Annotated in this window: 16 protein-coding genes; all 16 read right to left on the bottom strand. The window is 41.3% G+C overall.

Translation table 11 applies throughout. The annotated features are described in order from the left end of the window. Nucleotides 1–207: 207 nt before the first annotated feature. The gene (coaE, locus tag TV75_RS13180; protein WP_044339258.1) at nt 208–813 is read right to left on the bottom strand and encodes a dephospho-CoA kinase; all 606 of its coding nucleotides are present in this window, start codon (nt 811–813) and stop codon (nt 208–210) included. 26 nt (nt 814–839) lie between these two features. After that, entirely contained in the window at nt 840–1,472 is a 633-nt protein-coding gene (gene ytaF / locus TV75_RS13185) for a sporulation membrane protein YtaF (RefSeq protein WP_044339259.1), read from the bottom strand. A 68-nt stretch (nt 1,473–1,540) separates the two neighbouring features. Continuing rightward, on the bottom strand, nt 1,541–2,365 hold the full coding sequence (gene mutM / locus TV75_RS13190) for a DNA-formamidopyrimidine glycosylase (RefSeq protein ID WP_044339260.1): 825 nt from the start codon (nt 2,363–2,365) through the stop codon (nt 1,541–1,543). Nucleotides 2,366–2,394: 29 nt separating this feature from the next. Then, nucleotides 2,395–5,025, bottom strand: a complete 2,631-nt coding sequence (polA, locus tag TV75_RS13195; protein ID WP_044339261.1) for a DNA polymerase I — start codon at nt 5,023–5,025, stop codon at nt 2,395–2,397. 190 nt (nt 5,026–5,215) lie between these two features. Beyond that, nucleotides 5,216–6,151, bottom strand: coding sequence for a protease modulator HflC (hflC, locus tag TV75_RS13200; protein WP_044339262.1), 936 nt, complete (start codon nt 6,149–6,151; stop codon nt 5,216–5,218). Next, nucleotides 6,144–7,106: an FtsH protease activity modulator HflK gene (gene hflK / locus TV75_RS13205; protein WP_044339263.1), complete on the bottom strand. Its 963-nt coding sequence runs from the start codon at nt 7,104–7,106 to the stop codon at nt 6,144–6,146. The genes hflC and hflK overlap by 8 nt, the downstream gene beginning before the upstream one ends. Nucleotides 7,107–7,468: 362 nt before the next feature. Continuing rightward, complete coding sequence (pnpS, locus tag TV75_RS13210; RefSeq protein ID WP_044339264.1) at nt 7,469–9,268, bottom strand: two-component system histidine kinase PnpS; 1,800 nt, start codon at nt 9,266–9,268, stop codon at nt 7,469–7,471. Continuing rightward, nucleotides 9,265–9,981 carry a response regulator transcription factor gene (locus TV75_RS13215; RefSeq protein WP_044339265.1) on the bottom strand — a complete coding sequence of 239 codons (717 nt, stop codon included), beginning with the start codon at nt 9,979–9,981 and terminating at the stop codon, nt 9,265–9,267. Before TV75_RS13215 ends, pnpS begins: the two co-directional genes overlap by 4 nt. A gap of 538 nt (nt 9,982–10,519) precedes the next feature. Beyond that, a complete protein-coding gene (locus tag TV75_RS13220) occupies nt 10,520–10,996 on the bottom strand; it encodes a MaoC family dehydratase (protein ID WP_044339266.1) in 477 nt (158 codons plus the stop codon). A gap of 375 nt (nt 10,997–11,371) precedes the next feature. Next, a complete protein-coding gene (locus TV75_RS13225) occupies nt 11,372–11,809 on the bottom strand; it encodes a GNAT family N-acetyltransferase (RefSeq protein ID WP_044339267.1) in 438 nt (145 codons plus the stop codon). A 216-nt stretch (nt 11,810–12,025) separates the two neighbouring features. Further along, nucleotides 12,026–12,895 (bottom strand): 4-hydroxy-tetrahydrodipicolinate synthase, encoded by an 870-nt coding sequence (gene dapA, locus TV75_RS13230; RefSeq protein WP_044339268.1) that lies wholly within the window; start codon nt 12,893–12,895, stop codon nt 12,026–12,028. A 231-nt stretch (nt 12,896–13,126) separates the two neighbouring features. Continuing rightward, entirely contained in the window at nt 13,127–13,360 is a 234-nt protein-coding gene (locus tag TV75_RS13235; protein WP_044339269.1) for a hypothetical protein, read from the bottom strand. Between the two features lie 96 nt (nt 13,361–13,456). After that, a complete protein-coding gene (locus TV75_RS13240) occupies nt 13,457–14,089 on the bottom strand; it encodes a type 1 glutamine amidotransferase family protein (protein WP_044339270.1) in 633 nt (210 codons plus the stop codon). A 74-nt stretch (nt 14,090–14,163) separates the two neighbouring features. Further along, nucleotides 14,164–15,126 (bottom strand): helix-turn-helix transcriptional regulator, encoded by a 963-nt coding sequence (locus tag TV75_RS13245; RefSeq protein ID WP_044339271.1) that lies wholly within the window; start codon nt 15,124–15,126, stop codon nt 14,164–14,166. Nucleotides 15,127–15,352: 226 nt separating this feature from the next. Further along, complete coding sequence (gene mdh / locus TV75_RS13250) at nt 15,353–16,291, bottom strand: malate dehydrogenase (RefSeq protein ID WP_044339272.1); 939 nt, start codon at nt 16,289–16,291, stop codon at nt 15,353–15,355. A gap of 80 nt (nt 16,292–16,371) precedes the next feature. Further along, a complete protein-coding gene (icd, locus tag TV75_RS13255; RefSeq protein ID WP_044339273.1) occupies nt 16,372–17,643 on the bottom strand; it encodes an NADP-dependent isocitrate dehydrogenase in 1,272 nt (423 codons plus the stop codon). Between the last annotated feature and the right edge of the window lie 71 nt (nt 17,644–17,714).

Consider the following 17,714-nt stretch of genomic DNA (forward strand, 5'->3'; position numbering starts at 1 on the left):
CTTCCGCTGCAATCCACTCTGTGCTGATACATATTTACTAACTATACATTTTGACGGACAAACATAATAAAACTTCTATAGATACCTTTAGAGTTTGTCCCAAACGCAAACCAATAAATCAAATATAGATTGTCATAAGCATTAGTTCAATAGTGGACCAAATAATAAAGCCGGCAAGGAATTCCTTGTCGGCCCATTAGTCTTTTTTTATGGTTTTAGATTCCAATCCACGAGAAGGGTTTCAAGCTGTTCCTTGGTCTCATGCAGGGATCCGTTGTTGTCGATGACTGCGTCGGCAAGGTTTGCTTTGTCCTTTAAGGGGGATTGGGAAGCGATGCGTGCTTGTGCTTCTTCCCGTGTAAAGTGATTGCGTTCCATCAGACGGGATCGTTGGGTTTCTTCGTTGACGTATACCACGAGCGTGCGATCAACCATCCACGTCAAATCGCTTTCGAATAAAAGCGGGATATCCATGAAAATGGTGTTTTCACCAGCTGCAATAGCTTCATCCTTATGTGCAAGCATCATGCTTCTGACGGCAGGATGCACGATGCCATTCAGCTTTTTTCGTTTTTCTTCTGAGTTAAAGATGATTTGACCGAGTTTTTCCCGATTGATGGTTGAATCGTGATCGTGCAGTATGTGTTCACCGAATTCTTCCACAATCGCTAGATAAGCAGGCTGATCAACCTCAACCACCATACGGGCGGCAAGATCGGCGTCTATTATCGTATATCCTTTTTCATTTAACATAGTGGACACTGTACTTTTACCGCTTGCAATGCCACCTGTCAATCCTATTATGGTTGCCATTATCGAATTCCTTTCTACCTCAGCCACTAAAACCGCAGGATCCCTATAAGGATCAGGAGAACCCCTGGAATAAATGATACTCGGTGAATCCACCGTAAATGAGAGAAGAATTCTCCAAGCTTCAATCCTGAGAATAAGAACGTGAAGCTCATCACCAGGATTGCCAACGTAAGTAATAATGGCGAGAAACTTAATAACGCGGCACCAATTCCGGCACCGAATGCATCGAGAGATAGGGCGATTCCAAGCATGAATGCCTCGATTCCTGTTATCGTACCCGATCTATCAAAGTCTGCCGTTAACGGCCTTCTTAAAATTTGGATCACCAATCCTATGGATTTAATCTCAAAGTTAATCAACGTCTTTTCTTGGGATAATACCGTTTCTTTTTCCGGTCTGAAGAACTGGTACAGTACGGCCGCTCCTATTACAACCAGAATCAGGCCGCCGATTCTGCCGGCCCAAACCGGTGTGATGATGGCCCCGATGGTTTGACCAAGCAACATGGCTACCAATAAAGAGCTTGCCGAACAAATGGATATGATGCTGATTGATTTTGTAGGGATCTTCACTTTTCGTAATCCGTAGGTTAAACCGGTGCTAAAACTATCTAGACTTACAGCAAACGCCAGCAGTAATAAGGAGATTGTTTCACTCATCTAATAGCCCTCCCAAAAATCATTACAATACTATATGGTAAGGGCTTATCAGATGTTAATTGTTCACTCTAACGTTGGCAATCGGGACAATAGTGTGTCCCCCTCCCTGCTGAAACCTTCTTCTCAATGGGGGTACCACATTTACGGCAAGGTTCTTCTTTCCGACTATATACGTAGAGGTTCTGTTGGAACATCCCCATTTGTCCTTGGGAATTTACGTAGGATCGAATCGTACTTCCACCCATTTCAACCGCTTCTTCCAATGTTCGGATGATTTCCTGGTGGAGCCGCTCAATTTCTTCCTGTGATAGGGATTTCGACTTCCGGTCGGGATGTATACCCGCACGGAATAATGCTTCATCTACATAGATGTTCCCCAGTCCCACAAGAACCGTCTGATCTAATAATGTGGCTTTTACAATTCTTTCTGTCTTGCTCAACTTCTCTGTTAAGTAGCCTGTTGTAAATTCGGTTTGGAATGGCTCCGGTCCCAGCTGCAGGAGGGGAAGATGGAGCAATTCCTCCCCTTTCCTGAATAGGTGCATCGTTCCGAACTTCCGGACATCACGGTATCGGAGTTCCGTGTTATCCGTAAAATGAAAGATGACGTGGGTGTGCTTTTCAATGGGATCCCCACTATCGGACAAGTTATACTTCCCCTCCATTCTCAAGTGAGAAACAAGGGCAACGTCGTTTAAATAAAAGATTAGGAATTTCCCTCTTCTTCTCATTTCAAGAATTTCCTGCCCCTTCAGGCTATGAACGAATTCTTTGGATTCGTCCGGGTTTTTAATCATTTTAGGCCAAAAAACCGACACGTCCCTGATCTTCTTTCCAATCACAAGAAGCTCAAGCGTCTTTCTGACCGTTTCTACTTCAGGCAGCTCAGGCACTATGCCGCCACCTCCTTCTAAAAACTCTACTATTTCGCGTCGTACCACGTTTGGCCGTATGAGTAATCGACCTTTAACGGAACCTCCAGCTCCATTGCATTTTCCATCACTTCAGGAACGATCTTCTTCAATACTTCAATTTCTTCTTCAGGTGCTTCAAAGATCAATTCATCATGTACCTGTAACAATAATCGGGATTGAAGATTTTCTTCTTTTAATCGCGCTGCCATATCAATCATCGCCTTCTTGATGATATCCGCTGCACTTCCTTGAATCGGCGTGTTCATCGCTGTACGTTCAGCGAAGCTTCTCAGATTGAAATTACGGCTCGTGATTTCAGGGAGGTAACGTCGTCGATTCAAGAGGGTCGTGACATACCCTTTCTGCTTTGCATCCTGAACGATGTCATCCATGTATTCTTTTACCCCAGGGAAGCTTTCTAAATACTTCTTAATGAATTCCCCTGCTTCTTTACGTGTGATATCCAAGCTTTGAGAAAGACCGTAGTCACTGATTCCATAGACGATTCCGAAGTTAACGGCTTTCGCATGTCTTCTCATATTGGATGTGACCTCGTCCTTCGCCACCCCGAAGACGTCCATCGCTGTTTTCGTATGGATGTCCATATCGTTCCTGAAGGCTTCCACTAATTTTTCATCCTTGGCAATATGAGCAAGTACACGGAGCTCAATTTGAGAATAGTCAGCAGCGAACATCACCCAGCCTTTTTCAGAAGGAATGAACGCCTGGCGGATCTTTCTCCCTTCCTCAAGCCTGATCGGGATATTTTGCAGGTTAGGGTCTGTCGAGCTTAACCGGCCTGTTTGTGTAAGGGCCTGGTTGAATCGTGTATGAATCTTACTCGAATCTTTATGGACAACCTTCAATAACCCTTCTAGATAAGTGGATTGCAACTTCCCTAACTGACGGTAATGCAGGATATGATCAATGATTTCATGCTTGGACTGAAGTTTTTCAAGTACGTCAGCAGAAGTGGAATAACCGGTTTTTGTTTTCTTCACGACCGGTAATCCCAGTTTTTCAAAAAGGATCACACCAAGCTGCTTCGGAGAATTGATGTTAAAGCTTTCGCCGGCTTGTTCATGGATATTCTTTTCTAATTCTTCCAAGCGGTGAGCTAATTCATCCTTCATGGCGAGCAAACGCTCCTGGTCCACTTTGACGCCAGTGAATTCCATCTCGGCCAAAATAAGAGCAAGTGGTAATTCTAACTCGGTAAATAATTCATAGAGATCATTTTCTTTCAACTCTTCCATGCAAGTGTTCTTTAACTCATGAAGAATGAATGCTTTTCGTGCAAGATGCTCTGATAGAATGTCAGTAGAAGGAATTTTCTGCTTCGCACCTTTTCCATAAACCGCTTCATCCGATTCGATCGAAGGCTGACCGTGTCCTTTTGAGATGGAAGCGAAGTCTTCACTGGATTCGGAAGGATTAATAATATAGGACGCTAACAGGAGATCGAACTCAATCCCTTTCATATCGATTCCTTGTCTTTTTAAAGCAACCACGGTTTCCTTCGAATTGTAAACATATTTCGCTGCGCTTTCATTTTCAGCCCAATCCTTAAAGGCTTCTGAATTCAATGCGGTTTCAAGTGTAAAGAAAATCGTGCCTTTCTCATTGTGCAGGCTCATCCCGATTACTTCTCCGAGGTGATAATTCTCCTCTAGCATTTCGATGTATAATGAGCTCTCGTTTGTAAGATGTTCTTCTTTGATGGTTTCGACTATTTCAAAGGAGATATCATCGAGTTCCTGTGGCTCATCCTGAACGGTTTCACCCATTTTCTCAAGTAAAGAGTTGAATCCTAGATCCCGGTAAACTTCCTTCAGTTTCCCTTCATCCATTCCATCATAATTCAACTCGTCCACTCCAATTTCGATCGGGGCTTCTCTGAGGATGGTCGCCAGCTCTTTACTCATGATCGCTTGTTCTTTATTTTCTTCGAGCTTTTCTTTTAACTTTTTCCCACTGACCTGATCGATGGAGTCAAGCAGCTTTTCAAGGGAATCAAATTCTTTTAAGAGCTTGATCGCCGTTTTCTCACCTACACCCGGCACGCCTGGAATATTATCTGAGCTATCCCCCATCAGGCCCTTCATATCGATGATGCGATCAGGTGTGATTTCCCACTTTTCTTTTATATGCTCCGGGGTGTACACTTCGATATCCGTTATGCCCTTTCTCGTAATACAAACCGTCGTAGTCTTGGAGCTTAACTGTGTCAAGTCCTTATCCCCGGAATACACTTTTACCTCAAACCCGTCAGATTCCGCCTGTAGAGAGAGCGTTCCGATAATATCATCCGCTTCATAGTTTTCTTTTTCATAGCGTTTAATTCCGTAAGCATCCAACAGCTCGCGGATATATGGGAACTGCTCTGACAATTCCGGTGGCGTCTTTTGTCTGCCGCCTTTGTATTCCGTGAATGTCTTATGTCTGAAGGTCGTTTTTCCGGCATCGAACGCGACTAAAATATGTGATGGTTTTTCGTCTTCCAATATTTTTTGCAGCATGGTGGTAAATCCATACACTGCATTTGTAAGTACACCCTTATCGTTATTCAACAAAGGCAGTGCAAAGAATGCACGGTAAGCAATGCTATTGCCGTCAATCAATACTAATTTTTTGGACATGTAAGTACCTCCTGTAAAGGCTTCTGTTTCTATATGTTTATTCTATCATGTTGGGGAATGAAAGGAAAAATGGGGACCTTATAATCATTAAAAGGACAATGCGATCCTATCAACAACCTTTTGGAAAATCGGCCTAAGTTCAAAAAACTCTTGAAGAATGGGATTACCCCTATCTTCAAGAGTTTCTTATTTACTCCGTATACCCCATCAACAGCCTTGCATATGGGGAGTCGGATGGTAAAATGATGACCGTTTTATCATCCACTGTTTTCTTATAAGTCTCCAACGTTTTATATAGGTCATAGAAGTCGGGATCCTTGGAGAACGATTTGTTGTAAATCTGTGCCGCTTCCGATTCTCCTTCTGCCCTGATGACATTGGCGTCTGCCCCTGCTTTTGCCAGCAGCTCTTTCACTTCACGATCTGTTTCAGCCGTGATCCTTTGTTTCTCAGCATCCCCCATGGAGAGGTATTCCTGAGCCTTTGATTCACGTTCTGAAATCATGCGTGTATAAACAGAATTTTCATTTGCTTCCGGTAAGTCTGTACGCTTCATGCGAACATCCTGAACGACAATGCCATATCCATCCCGCTCCAGCAGCTCATTCACCTTTGCGGTCACTCGGTCATTTAAGCTCCCACGGGAAGACTTTTCATCATTGATGATCTCATCATACTCCAGCTGACCAAGCTCTGACCTGACGACAGAGTAGATGAACTCTTCCATTTTCGTTTCTGCATTGATCACTGTTCTTGCATTTTTGATCATTTTTAGAGGGTCTTCGATGCGCCATACGGCATAGTTGTCGATAAGCATCCGTTTTTTATCTTTCGTATTGATCTCGGCTTCCGTTACATCATATGTCATTTGATGCTTAGGAAGGGTCGTGACAGACTGAATGAACGGGATCTTATATTTCAAACCGGGTTCTTTGTCTATTCTCACTACTTCCCCGAATTGACGGACCACTTTATACTCTCCTTCTTTGACAATGAAGAGACTGGTAAACAGCAGGAGAAGGACGGCAGCGAGAATGACTAGGAATATTCCTAATTTTGTATAACGCTTCCATTCGATGGGTTCTTTCTTTTTCTGATTGATGTCGAAGACGTTTTGATTACTCATTCTCTTCACTCCCTTCCTGCTTCACCGGGGCGTTTTGATTTTCAAGCTGTCGTATCGGGAAGTACTTTAACGTTTCTCCACTATCCTTCATAATGTAGATTTCCGCATTCGGCAGGACATTCTCCAGTGTTTCAAGCACAAGACGCTTCCTTGTGATCTCAGGATTCGATTTGTATTCGTTATATAGCTTATCAAATACGGCTACATCCCCGCGGGCCTGTTCCACACGTGCAATCTTATCCCCTTTTGCCCTTGACATGATCGCATCTTTTTCACCTTGGGCTTCATTTGACCGTTGGTTCCGGTATTTCTTTGCTTCATTGATTTTCGTGTTCATCGTTTCCCTTGCGTCCGTCACCGCTGTAAAGGCTGAGCGAACCTCTGCATTCGGCAGCTCCACATCCTGTAATTTGACTGCGAGTATGGAAATACCAATATCGTAATCATCAATGAGGGTGGTTAATAAATCCCTCACGTCTGCCTCGATTTCAGCTTTCCCCGACGTTAACGCATCATCTATCAAAGAGCTTCCTATAATGCTTCTTAATGAAGATGAGGTGGCATCGTAAAGGATTTCTTTCGGGTTGTCAGAGTTAAATAAGTAACTTTCAGGATCCGTGATTTTCCATTGAACCACGAGATCGGCGAGAACGATATATTCATCTCCGGTGATCATCTTCGTTTCTTTAGGGAAATCTTTTATCTTCCCGTCCTTTTCTTCATAGCCGAATTGAAGACTGAAGGTTTCTTTCGATAGGACTTCAACGGTTTGCATTGGCCACGGCATTTTGAAATGCAGCCCAGGCTCAACAACCGGCTCTCCCGCTTCTCCAAAGGTCAATACAAGCGCCTGTTCCGATTCATCAACGGTATACCAGGAAGTCAATAACACAACGATCAAAATGATCGCTGCCACAACCATCCCTGTCACCATGTAAATTCGTTTTAAAGTCATATGCACCCTCCCTTTTCTATCTCTATATCTTATTAAGTGCCTACTAAGATATACGGACTTACTACAAAAAGGTTTCAAGAACATTAAGAGAAGATGACAAATAAAGGTGGTTTACTATTGAAAGAAAGTAATAGCTTGAGGGAAAAGTGGATGCATAAAGCCGGCACGTAAAGTTTCGACCTACACAAGCACCGACTTTGAAGGTAACGCTTTCAAAATTAAAAGCGAAAAGACGAGAACGGGGTTAGTTCTCGCCTTTTCTTAACACCTTGGATGAAGGGGTTTCACTTAGTATCGTAACACCCTTTTATTAACAGGATTTAAACCTATTGTAAATCCAATGTAAAATAATTGTAAACTTACTAAGAATTTCTCCTATCTTCCCCAAACGAATAGTTTGGAGCCTGTTTATATAAGGAGACTGTGAACGTCGTGCCTTCATTCACTTCACTGTCCACTTCAATACTTCCTTCATGGGCTTCAATAATATGCTTCACAATGGCTAAACCTAAGCCGGTTCCGCCAGAATTACGGCTTCTTGCTTTGTCCACGCGGTAAAAACGTTCAAAAATACGTGGAAGTTCTTCTTTACTGATTCCCATGCCATTATCCTTGACGCTAACATGAACTCTTTCTTTATCTTCCATCACTGAAATCAGGACATCTCCGCCTTTAGGAGTGTAAACAATGGCATTGCTGATCAAGTTAATAAAAACTTGCTTTAATCGATAGGAGTCCACTTCCGCAATCCCCCTTGAATCAAAGGAGGTTTGAAGAGAAATGTCTTTTGATTTCGCTTTTTCTTTCAGAATCGGAATCACGTCTTCAATGAGGGCAGCAACCTCGACCTCTTGCAGGGTAAGCTCGAATCCCTGTTTTTCAATCTTGGACAATTCCAACAGGTCTTGTATAAGAGATTGAAGGCGGTCGCTTTCCATCAGGATGATATCCAAGAAAGATTTTAACGTATCCGGATCATTCATCGCCCCATCCAATAACGTTTCCGAGAAACCTTTGATGGAGGTGATCGGCGTTTTCAACTCATGAGAAACATTCGCCACAAAGTCTTTTCTCATTTGCTCAAGTTTTTTGAGTTCCGTGATGTCATGGAAGACCACGACAATCCCTTTCCACTCATCGTTATGACCGATGATTGGCGCCCCATATACTTCATAATGCTTGCGCTCTATTTTATGAGGAAGAAGGATCTGCTTTCTTAACCGTTCCTCAGTCATGAAGATTTCTTCCACAAGCTTATTGACTTCCTGATAGTGAATGACCTCATGGTATCTGACTTTTTTCAACTGACTTTCTTTCAGATTAAAGAAATCCCTGAACGTCTTGTTCGTCAATACAACAAATCCCCGATGATCAATCAACAAAAGGGCACTTCCCATGTTTTCAATCAGCGTCGTCAAGCGATCCTGCTGCATTTCCTGTGAATTCACCATTTCCTGCAGATTACGGGCGAGAATGTTAATGGAGGTACTTAACATAGTCGTTTCATCCAGGCGGTCTTCGTATGTCCTTGCCCGATAATTCCCTTTGGCGAGCTCCATTGCCACATTCGTTGCCGATTCAATGGGCTTTGTATACCTTACCGTAATTCTCGATCCCAATATGATAATGAGAATTAACGCGAGACCCAGGGAAATGGATAGCACAAACCAAATTTGCTGTATCCCTTTCTCGAAGGCTTCTACCTCGGTACTCATGATAAGCAGTCCATTTAATTGCTTATTCTCCCCCTTAAGGGGGTACCAATAATACCTGTACTCTACACCCGAAGTCACAAGTTTTCTATGCTTTTGCTTTACATCCCAGTTCTCCTGGATTTCATTGATGATCCTCTTTTGCTGAGGACCAACCAGTGATTCCGATGTTTCCGTATCATGGACTACACTCCCTGATTTATCTAGGATGGTAATCCTGACATCCAATATGTCACTCAATTCTTTGATCATGTCCGGATTGATTTCTTTCGGTGTCCCGTTTTCCTCAATGGAATTAGCCAATAACCTTGCTTCTTTCTGAATACGGGAGTTAAATGTATCCAGATAGAAATTCTTGAAGATTTGACCTAGAAGTAAACCAAGCCCTATTAATACAGCGATGATCAGTGTGATTAGAGCAAAAAGAAGTTTTGTTCTAAACTTGGTCATCGATTTTTAGGCTCCTCCAATTTATATCCCAGACCCCGAATGGTCTTGATATAGGTGGGCTTCTTCGTATTGGATTCAATTTTTTCCCGCAGATGGCTGATATGCACATCCACAATTCTCGTATCCCCTGCGAAATCATAGTTCCATACCGCACTCAGCAGTTGATCTCTCGTCAATACTCTGCCTTTATTGTCCGTCAAGTATAATAGAAGTTCGAATTCCTTGGGTGTCAATTCCAGTAATTCCCCTTGGAAATACGCCTCATATTGTTCAGGATACACCTTTAATTCCCCGACTTCCTTGTAATCGGTCGGTTCCTGGGCAGGTTCTGCCGCTTGCTGAATGGCCTGGCTGCGTCTGAGGATCGCCTTGACCCTGGCAACCACTTCGCGTGGACTGAACGGCTTGGTCATATAGTCGTCTGCCCCAAGCTCCAACCCAAGAACTTTATCAAATTCGTCATCCTTAGCCGTTAACATAAGAATGGGGATATTAATCTTCCTTTGTCTCAGCTCTTTACACACTTCGATTCCATCCATGGAAGGAAGCATGAGGTCAAGAATAATCAAGTCAGGGGATTGCTCAATCGCTTTATCCCTGCCTTCTTCACCATCATGTGCCGTTGTAACGGCATAACCGGATTGCTCAAGATTGTACTTTAAGAGTGTTGCAATAGATTGTTCATCATCGACTACCAAGATTTTTTTGCTCATTTATAGTGCCTCCATACAAAAGAAAATTAACCCCAACATCCAACGTAATTATGTAATTGTACTTTCATTATAATATAAATCTCGGGGCTTACCATCATTTAAAGAGATTTAACACTTTTTAGTTTTCTTGCCGTAGGTTACTAAACAGTCCAGAGTTTGTTCTTTTCTATTATATGATGCACTTCACGCGCTTTCTTTATCATTTTTTGAATAATAAAAAGAGCTAGGACAAAACTAAAAAACCACGATTCGAGGACGAACAGTAGAAGTGTGGGTTCTTAACACCGCTAATGATTTCCGTGCAAGACTACGCTTTCCGCGGGTAGCCCGTGTGCCTCCTCGGCAAGCCTGCGGGGTCTCACATAAGCTACATTTCCCGCAGGAGTCTTCGTCTTGCACTCCAATCAACCGCTGGAAACAGCTTAAAACAAATGGATGAATATAAATAATAAACCCGAACCAATCTGCCTACTGGGAAGCAGGTTGGTTCGGGTTTTACTTAGGCTAAAACACTTTTGTCTCAGCCTCCTTAAGTTGTTTAGAAGTTTTCTAATGCATGGCTATTCATTTTCTCTAAGCGGTGAGGCGGACAAACCTTGATTATCCCGTTTATGACCTTCTCATCTTCTTCATTGGTAGCTGATACTTCGATCGTTACCAAATGAGTGTGGGGATCCACTTCCGTCACTTCAAACAGGAATTGTACTGTTGCGTAATGATAGACCGGCTTAGGGAATTCAATGTTTTGCTCTACGATATGAGAGCCTGGACCCGGCAGATATTTCGAAACGGCTGAAGTGATGATGCCCGTTAACATGATTGATGGAACGATCGGCTTTTTGAATGGCGTCTGAGAAGCATAATCATGCTGGATGTATAATGGATTGGCATCGTTTGTGAGCCCAAGGTAGAGAAGCAGTTCGTTATCTTCTATTTTTTCTGTAAGGGTCAGCTTTTCTCCAATCGTCATTTCCTCGATTTTTCTTCCCAGTTTTCTCTTTTTCCCTAATAACATAAGAAGCACCTCCGCATATGTAAACGATTACAATTTTAAATAATAAAAATTGTTTTTATTATCTGTCTATTACTATTTTAACATTTATAGGGTTTCCATACAAAGAGTTTTTACGCGTGGGGTGGTTATTTTTAAGAAGAGTCTTTTCGTTTACTATTTAGTTACTGATGCTGCGATTATGCTCTGTTCAATGAGTTTGGTGATCGCTAGTAAGGTGTAGATAAATTGCTTATAAATAATTTGATAGAAAAAAGTGTTAGAGAGGGAGCGGAGTTTAGATCTTCAGTTATCCCCCCGTTTGTGCAAGACTTGTTTCCGCGATATTACTTGCTGTCTAAACTTCTAGAGGGAAGAGCACCAAACCAATTTCGCCAATTACTTAAATGATTTTTTAAATACATAACTTACTTTCTCATAGTCCATTTTATCAACGTAAAAACGGTGGGCATCTGTACGATTTAATCCTGATGACAACGCTACACTTTCAAAATCATTCTCTTTTCCCCAGTCATTTACCCAAGATAGCAATTTTTCACCGTACCCCTTTGAGCGATAATTTTGATTTGTAACTAGATCACAAACCCACACAAATCTTCCATAATAAAGTGTAGTCATTGGCTTAAAACCAGCGACGGCTACTATCTCATCTCCATCAACTAATGCAACTAACCTGTACCTATCAATATCTTTAGCTTCAAGAACTAATTCTAGATACGTATTTTCATCTAAATGGGTTCGTAATTGGCTCATTACTGAAAATGCTTTTAATATTTCACCCTTTGAGTTGAGTTCTTTTACAGTCAGCTTACCCATTGTGTCACAGCCTCCCTATCCTAAATATTCTTAATCTTCCAGATAACAATTTACCTTGTTTAATTCTAGGTTATATTAAATAATATTGTTGATTTTTAAAGAAAATTAAGGGAACTTCCATTTTCAGAAGTTCCCTTTTGTTTATTCCATTAAAGTCACCGATTGTTGAACACTAATTAGGGTTCATTAATGTATCCCACCACTTATTTATAATTTTTATGAGGAAGAAATCAATGTATCTAATTTCTTATTCAATTCTTTTGTCGTCCCCGTAACCGGTAATCGGGTTTCAGGAGATTGTATCAATCCTTTTTTATAAAGAATATACTTCAAAGGTGCTGGATTTGTCTCCTGAAACAGAAGAGTCGTAATCGGGTATATCTTTTTCCATACTTTTAACGCGGCATTATGATTATTTTCTTGGATCAATTTAAAGATATCCAAGAAGTCCCTTGTCGCCAAATGTGAAGAGGCTAAAATTCCACCTGGACCACCTAAAGTCAAGTGATGGTAATAAGAAACATCTTCACCTGTAAGATTGGAAAATCCTTCTATTGGATTCATCAATAATTCTAGGGATTGTTTCAAGTTACCGCCAGAATCTTTTATTCCAATAATATTTTGACATTTTGCTAATTTATAAACGGTTTCATTATCCATGTTGCGTCCTGTCCGATAAGGAACGTTATAAATCATTATATTTAAATCCGTTGCTTCTGAGATTTGTAGAAAATGATGGTAAATCCCTTCTTGGCTCGGCAGGTTGTAATATGGGGAAACAGACAATATGCCATCTACTTTATATTTTTCTACTACTTTTAGTTGTTTGATTACCTTTTTGGTGTAATTCCCTCCATGACCGACGAAAACAGGAATGCGTCCGTTGACTACTTCAAGTGTTTTATCAAGCACCATTTCAAATTCATCTTCCTCAATCGCAGGACTTTCACCAGTTGTAGCTAATGGGATTAATCCTGAAATCCCCTGGTTTACATAGTAATCAACTAATTTTGAATATGATTCTATATCGACCTTCCCATTGTGAAAAGGGGTTATAATCGGAAGCCAGACTCCTTCAATTTTCATGAAAATCCCTCCCTTATTTTAATATTGAATATATGATTAATTTAGAACTTCAATATCCTTTAAATAAAAACAGTGGATTTTTCATCATGTAAAATGCATTTCCCTTTCTACATGCAGCCGTTTGTTGAATATGTTTGCAGTTCAATCTAAAATTGTGCACCCTTTTTAATAATTGCTCTTTCCAAAGTTCAAAAAATCAACGTATGAATCTCGCCTGTATTTTGCTTGAGATTATAGCTCAGACCACTCATTAGCAGGTCTTCGTTTATGTTTTTCATTAATTATTTTTTTGTTTAATATTCTAACTTCACCAACCATTAGCAATCTCATATCCTCTACAATATACTTTGCTAACTCTTCGTCAGTAATGTCATCTCCATCAATATCAAGCCTGAATTCCTGCCCTTGTAAACCACCGCCATTAGTAAATTCGATCTCAAAATCGAATTGAACTCTTTTATCCATTTCGAATCCACCTTTTATTAGTTATGAGTTGTTGTTACATACATATTCTAGTCAATTTAAACAATTCCCTTCCTACCAAATCTAAATAGAGTTACTTCATTTCTTTATTGAATTCATTAACTGGAAGAAGTATTCAGGTTTATGAGTCTTATTTAGGTTATACCATGCATGTAATGCATCTGGTGTAAATACACCTATTTTTTTCAGTACCTCCATTGCAAATTCCAGAGGAGCTATTCCTGATGCAGTAACTAAATTCTCATCAGCTACCGCAGGTCCCGACTCATAGAATGTTTCTCCTTTATAGTGAGGACATACCATTTTAGTATATTCCAAGTTATTACTGGTATGCTTTCTAGTATCTAAGTATCCTATATTGGCAAGGGCCTCAATTGCACCACAAATAGCAGCCACAATCATGCCGAGCTTTAAAGCTTGGCCAACTCTTTCCAAGATGGGTTGATGAATTTCTTCGCTCCAAGTAGTCCCTCCCGGTAAAATTAAAAGATCTTTACTCTGGAGAGTCCATTCATCAAGGGACATATCTGGCTTTATGCTCAGTCCTCCCATCGTCGTAATCATTTCTTTAGTAGCTCCTACTGTCATGACTTTTAAAGGTGCTGCATCTTTTTTGAAATACCTTCCCGAGTTTAGTTCAGCCATTAAATACCCATATTCCCAGTCCGACATTGTATCAAATACATAAAGAAAAGCTTTTTGTGTTTGCATCCAATCACACTCCCATCACCATTGATATAGCCATTATAATAAAACTTCCCTGACAGCTAGCGTCAGGGAAGTTCTCATACTTGATGAAATTCTATTAATTCCGACAGAACTTCAATCAGTCTTTTCTTAAGACTGACTGGCTCAATCACTTTAATCGATGTATTGTACGGTAAAAGTAAATAAGGTGCATATGTATGGATCACATCTTTTTCAAGAAGAAACACCGCTTGATTGGAAGTGCGTTCTTGTAAATAATGTCCTAAAAACCAGTGTTGGCAGATACCATCCAATGCACTTTTATCCCCATGAAGAACCAAAGACGTAATCCCTTTTTTATCTTCCATAGTTGGAAGAAGGTTTTTAATAAAAAAGTCACGTGCCGAAAAATGTTCTGGCCGGTTAAACGTATTTTCGGTTAGCGTTAGACTTTCCATTCGATCGATTCTAAAACTGCGGATATCATTTCGAAGATGGCAAAATCCAATCACATACCACTTATGATTCCAATAGATCATTCTGTACGGATCGACCAATCGATCGTGTAATGGCTTTTCACCTTTTTTATGATAAAGAATGTTGACTGAATACCCGTTAGCTATAGCCTGCTCCAACTCCTTCAAGAAGGGTTCAATAGAAGCTGAACGTAATCCACTTATGACTTCAAGACTCGTTACATGTTGGTTTACCTTTGTTTCCTGCTCTTGGTTCGAGTAGTTACTTAGTTTTGAAATGGCCCTATCGAGTGTTTCCCCTCCATAATATCCGGCTTCTTCTGCAAAAACAGCCGCGTGAAAGAGTGAAGTTTGCTCCTCAACATCAAAAAAAAGCGGAGCCTCAATAAAATGATTCAATAAAGAGTATCCACCGTTATGTCCTGGTTCTGAAACAATCGGTACGCCACTTGTAGAAATGGCATCAATATAACGATACACCGTCCTTATATTCATCTCTAACTTTTCTGAAATTTGTTTTGCAGTAATTTTTTCACCTGAACGAAGCATCCATAGAATGGCTAACATATTGTCAATTTTAGGCATATAATTTCACCTCGATATCACACTCTCTATTTAATGAATAACCATCTGACTATACCAATTATTTCAAATACTATACTATTGAGCAATCCCCTTATTCCAATAAGTGGCCCCTTTTGTTGAATAAAAAACCCATGTTGTGAATCATACAACATGGGTTTTCACGGTCACTTCTATTATCAAAAAAACTGGCCTCCTCCATGGAAGCCAGTTTTGAATTGATTGTGTATTAAGCCAATGATGACATAACGTTTTTAACAGCGTCTGCTGAGTTGGATAGTGCCGCTTTTTCTTCTTCGGTTAGTTCAAGTTCAATGATCTTTTCCAGACCGTTTCCACCAAGGATGGTTGGTACACCCAGGTAGATGCCTTCGAAACCATACTCACCTTCCAGGTAAGCGATTGCTGGAATGACGCGGCGTTGATCCTTAAGGATCGCTTCTACCATTTGAACAAGAGAAGCAGCAGGAGCATAGTAGGCACTTCCGTTACCTAGAAGACCAACAATCTCTCCTCCACCTTTACGGGTGCGCTCGACGATTGCGTCCAAACGGTCTTTAGGGATCAGCGTTTCCAGAGGGATTCCTCCAGCGTATGAGTAACGAATAAGAGGAACCATGTCATCCCCGTGACCACCAAGAACGAATCCTGTAATATCTTTTACGGAAAGGTTTAACTCTTGAGCGACAAACGTACGGAAACGGGCTGTATCCAGAACGCCTGATTGTCCGATTACGCGCTCTTTAGGGAACCCTGACTCTTTGAATACTGTATACGTCATAGCATCCACCGGATTTGTCAGAACGATGATGTAGCAATCTGGAGAATACTTAACGATTTGCTGCGTGACCGATTTCATGACCTTTTGATTGGTTTGAACCAGATCATCGCGGCTCATTCCTGGTTTACGGGCAATCCCTGCAGTGATTACAACGATATCAGAATCCTTTGTATCCTCGTAATTGGAAGTACCGATGATGTTTGAATCAAATCCCTGTACGGGGCTTGCTTCCAGCATATCCAGCGCTTTCCCTTTCGTTGGGTCTTCATTTTGAGGAATATCAACCAGTACAACATCTCCAAGCTCTTTCTGAGCGAGCATCAATGCTGTGGTCGCCCCTGTGAATCCCCCACCGATAACAGATACTTTTCTACGTTTAATTGCCATCATAATTCCTCCTATTCGTGTCATTATGTAAAGGAAGGAGTGCTCCAGTACGAAGCACCCCACCCTATTTCAAATTAAACTTACTCCATGTTCTCGATTAAAGCAGAACCGAACTCAGAACATTTCACTTCTGTTGCTCCATCCATCAGACGGGCAAAGTCGTACGTTACCACTTTAGAAGCGATTGTTTTTTCCATTGATTTTGTGATCAGGTTAGCAGCTTCTGTCCAACCAAGGTGTTCAAGCATTAGCACGCCTGAAAGGATAACAGAAGATGGATTTACTTTATCCATACCTGCATATTTAGGAGCCGTTCCATGAGTCGCCTCAAAGATTGCATGTCCTGTTTCGTAGTTGATGTTTGCTCCAGGAGCAATACCGATTCCACCAACTTGAGCAGCAAGAGCATCAGAGATGTAATCTCCGTTTAAGTTCATTGTTGCCACTACATCAAACTCAGCTGGACGAGTAAGGATTTGTTGTAGGAAGATATCCGCGATTGAATCCTTCACGATGATCTTACCTGCTGCTTCAGCTTCAGATTGAGCTTTGTTAGCCGCTTCCAGGCCGTCAGCTTCCTTGATCTTGTCATATTGAGCCCAAGTGAATACTTTATCGCCGAACTCTTTCTCAGCAAGCTCGTAACCCCAGTTTTTGAAAGCTCCTTCAGTGAACTTCATGATGTTCCCTTTGTGAACCAGCGTTACTGATTTACGGCCTTCTGTGATCGCGTAATTGATCGCTGCACGAACAAGACGGCTTGTACCTTCTTCAGATACAGGCTTGATGCCGATACCGGAAGTTTCAGGGAAACGGATTTTATTAACACCCATTTCATCTTGAAGGAAGCTGATTAATTTCTTGACTTCATCAGAACCTTTAGCGTATTCGATACCTGCATAGATATCTTCAGTGTTTTCACGGAAGATGACCATGTCAGTGTCTTCAGGACGCTTAACCGGTGATGGAACACCTTCGAAGTAGCGTACCGGACGCAGGCAAGTGAACAGATCTAATTCCTGGCGAAGCGCAACGTTCAATGAACGGATTCCGCCGCCGACAGGAGTCGTAAGAGGACCTTTGATGGCGATGAAATACTCACGGATCGCTTCAAGTGTATCGTTTGGAAGCCATTCACCCGTTTTGTTGAATGCTTTTTCTCCGGCATATACTTCTTTCCATGAGATTTTGCGTTCGCCTTTATATGCTTTTTCAACAGAAGCATCTAAAACGCGTTGAGCTGCCGCCCAAATATCAGGACCCGTTCCGTCACCTTCAATGAATGGAACGATTGGATTGTTAGGCACATTAAGTTGGCCGTTCTGGTTTGTAATTTTTTCACCTTGTGTCATTATGTAACCTCCATTTTTTCATTATCAAAGGGGATGACCCATAAGTTACCCATGTTGAGTCATTCCCCTTC

Origin of the sequence: Rossellomorea aquimaris, assembly GCF_000935355.1 — a bacterium.
GTDB lineage: Bacteria > Bacillota > Bacilli > Bacillales > Bacillaceae_B > Rossellomorea > Rossellomorea aquimaris_B.

Bases quoted from the DNA above. Each gene is read 5' to 3' on its own strand.
- coaE (WP_044339258.1), bottom strand. From the start codon at position 813: ATGGCAACCATAATAGGATTGACAGGTGGCATTGCAAGCGGTAAAAGT.
- ytaF (WP_044339259.1), bottom strand. From the start codon at position 1,472: ATGAGTGAAACAATCTCCTTATTACTGCTGGCGTTTGCTGTAAGTCTA.
- polA (WP_044339261.1), bottom strand. From the start codon at position 5,025: ATGTCCAAAAAATTAGTATTGATTGACGGCAATAGCATTGCTTACCGT.
- hflC (WP_044339262.1), bottom strand. From the start codon at position 6,151: ATGAGTAATCAAAACGTCTTCGACATCAATCAGAAAAAGAAAGAACCC.
- hflK (WP_044339263.1), bottom strand. From the start codon at position 7,106: ATGACTTTAAAACGAATTTACATGGTGACAGGGATGGTTGTGGCAGCG.
- pnpS (WP_044339264.1), bottom strand. From the start codon at position 9,268: ATGACCAAGTTTAGAACAAAACTTCTTTTTGCTCTAATCACACTGATC.
- TV75_RS13215 (WP_044339265.1), bottom strand. From the start codon at position 9,981: ATGAGCAAAAAAATCTTGGTAGTCGATGATGAACAATCTATTGCAACA.
- TV75_RS13220 (WP_044339266.1), bottom strand. From the start codon at position 10,996: ATGTTATTAGGGAAAAAGAGAAAACTGGGAAGAAAAATCGAGGAAATG.
- TV75_RS13225 (WP_044339267.1), bottom strand. From the start codon at position 11,809: ATGGGTAAGCTGACTGTAAAAGAACTCAACTCAAAGGGTGAAATATTA.
- dapA (WP_044339268.1), bottom strand. From the start codon at position 12,895: ATGAAAATTGAAGGAGTCTGGCTTCCGATTATAACCCCTTTTCACAAT.
- TV75_RS13235 (WP_044339269.1), bottom strand. From the start codon at position 13,360: ATGGATAAAAGAGTTCAATTCGATTTTGAGATCGAATTTACTAATGGC.
- TV75_RS13240 (WP_044339270.1), bottom strand. From the start codon at position 14,089: ATGCAAACACAAAAAGCTTTTCTTTATGTATTTGATACAATGTCGGAC.
- TV75_RS13245 (WP_044339271.1), bottom strand. From the start codon at position 15,126: ATGCCTAAAATTGACAATATGTTAGCCATTCTATGGATGCTTCGTTCA.
- mdh (WP_044339272.1), bottom strand. From the start codon at position 16,291: ATGGCAATTAAACGTAGAAAAGTATCTGTTATCGGTGGGGGATTCACA.
- icd (WP_044339273.1), bottom strand. From the start codon at position 17,643: ATGACACAAGGTGAAAAAATTACAAACCAGAACGGCCAACTTAATGTG.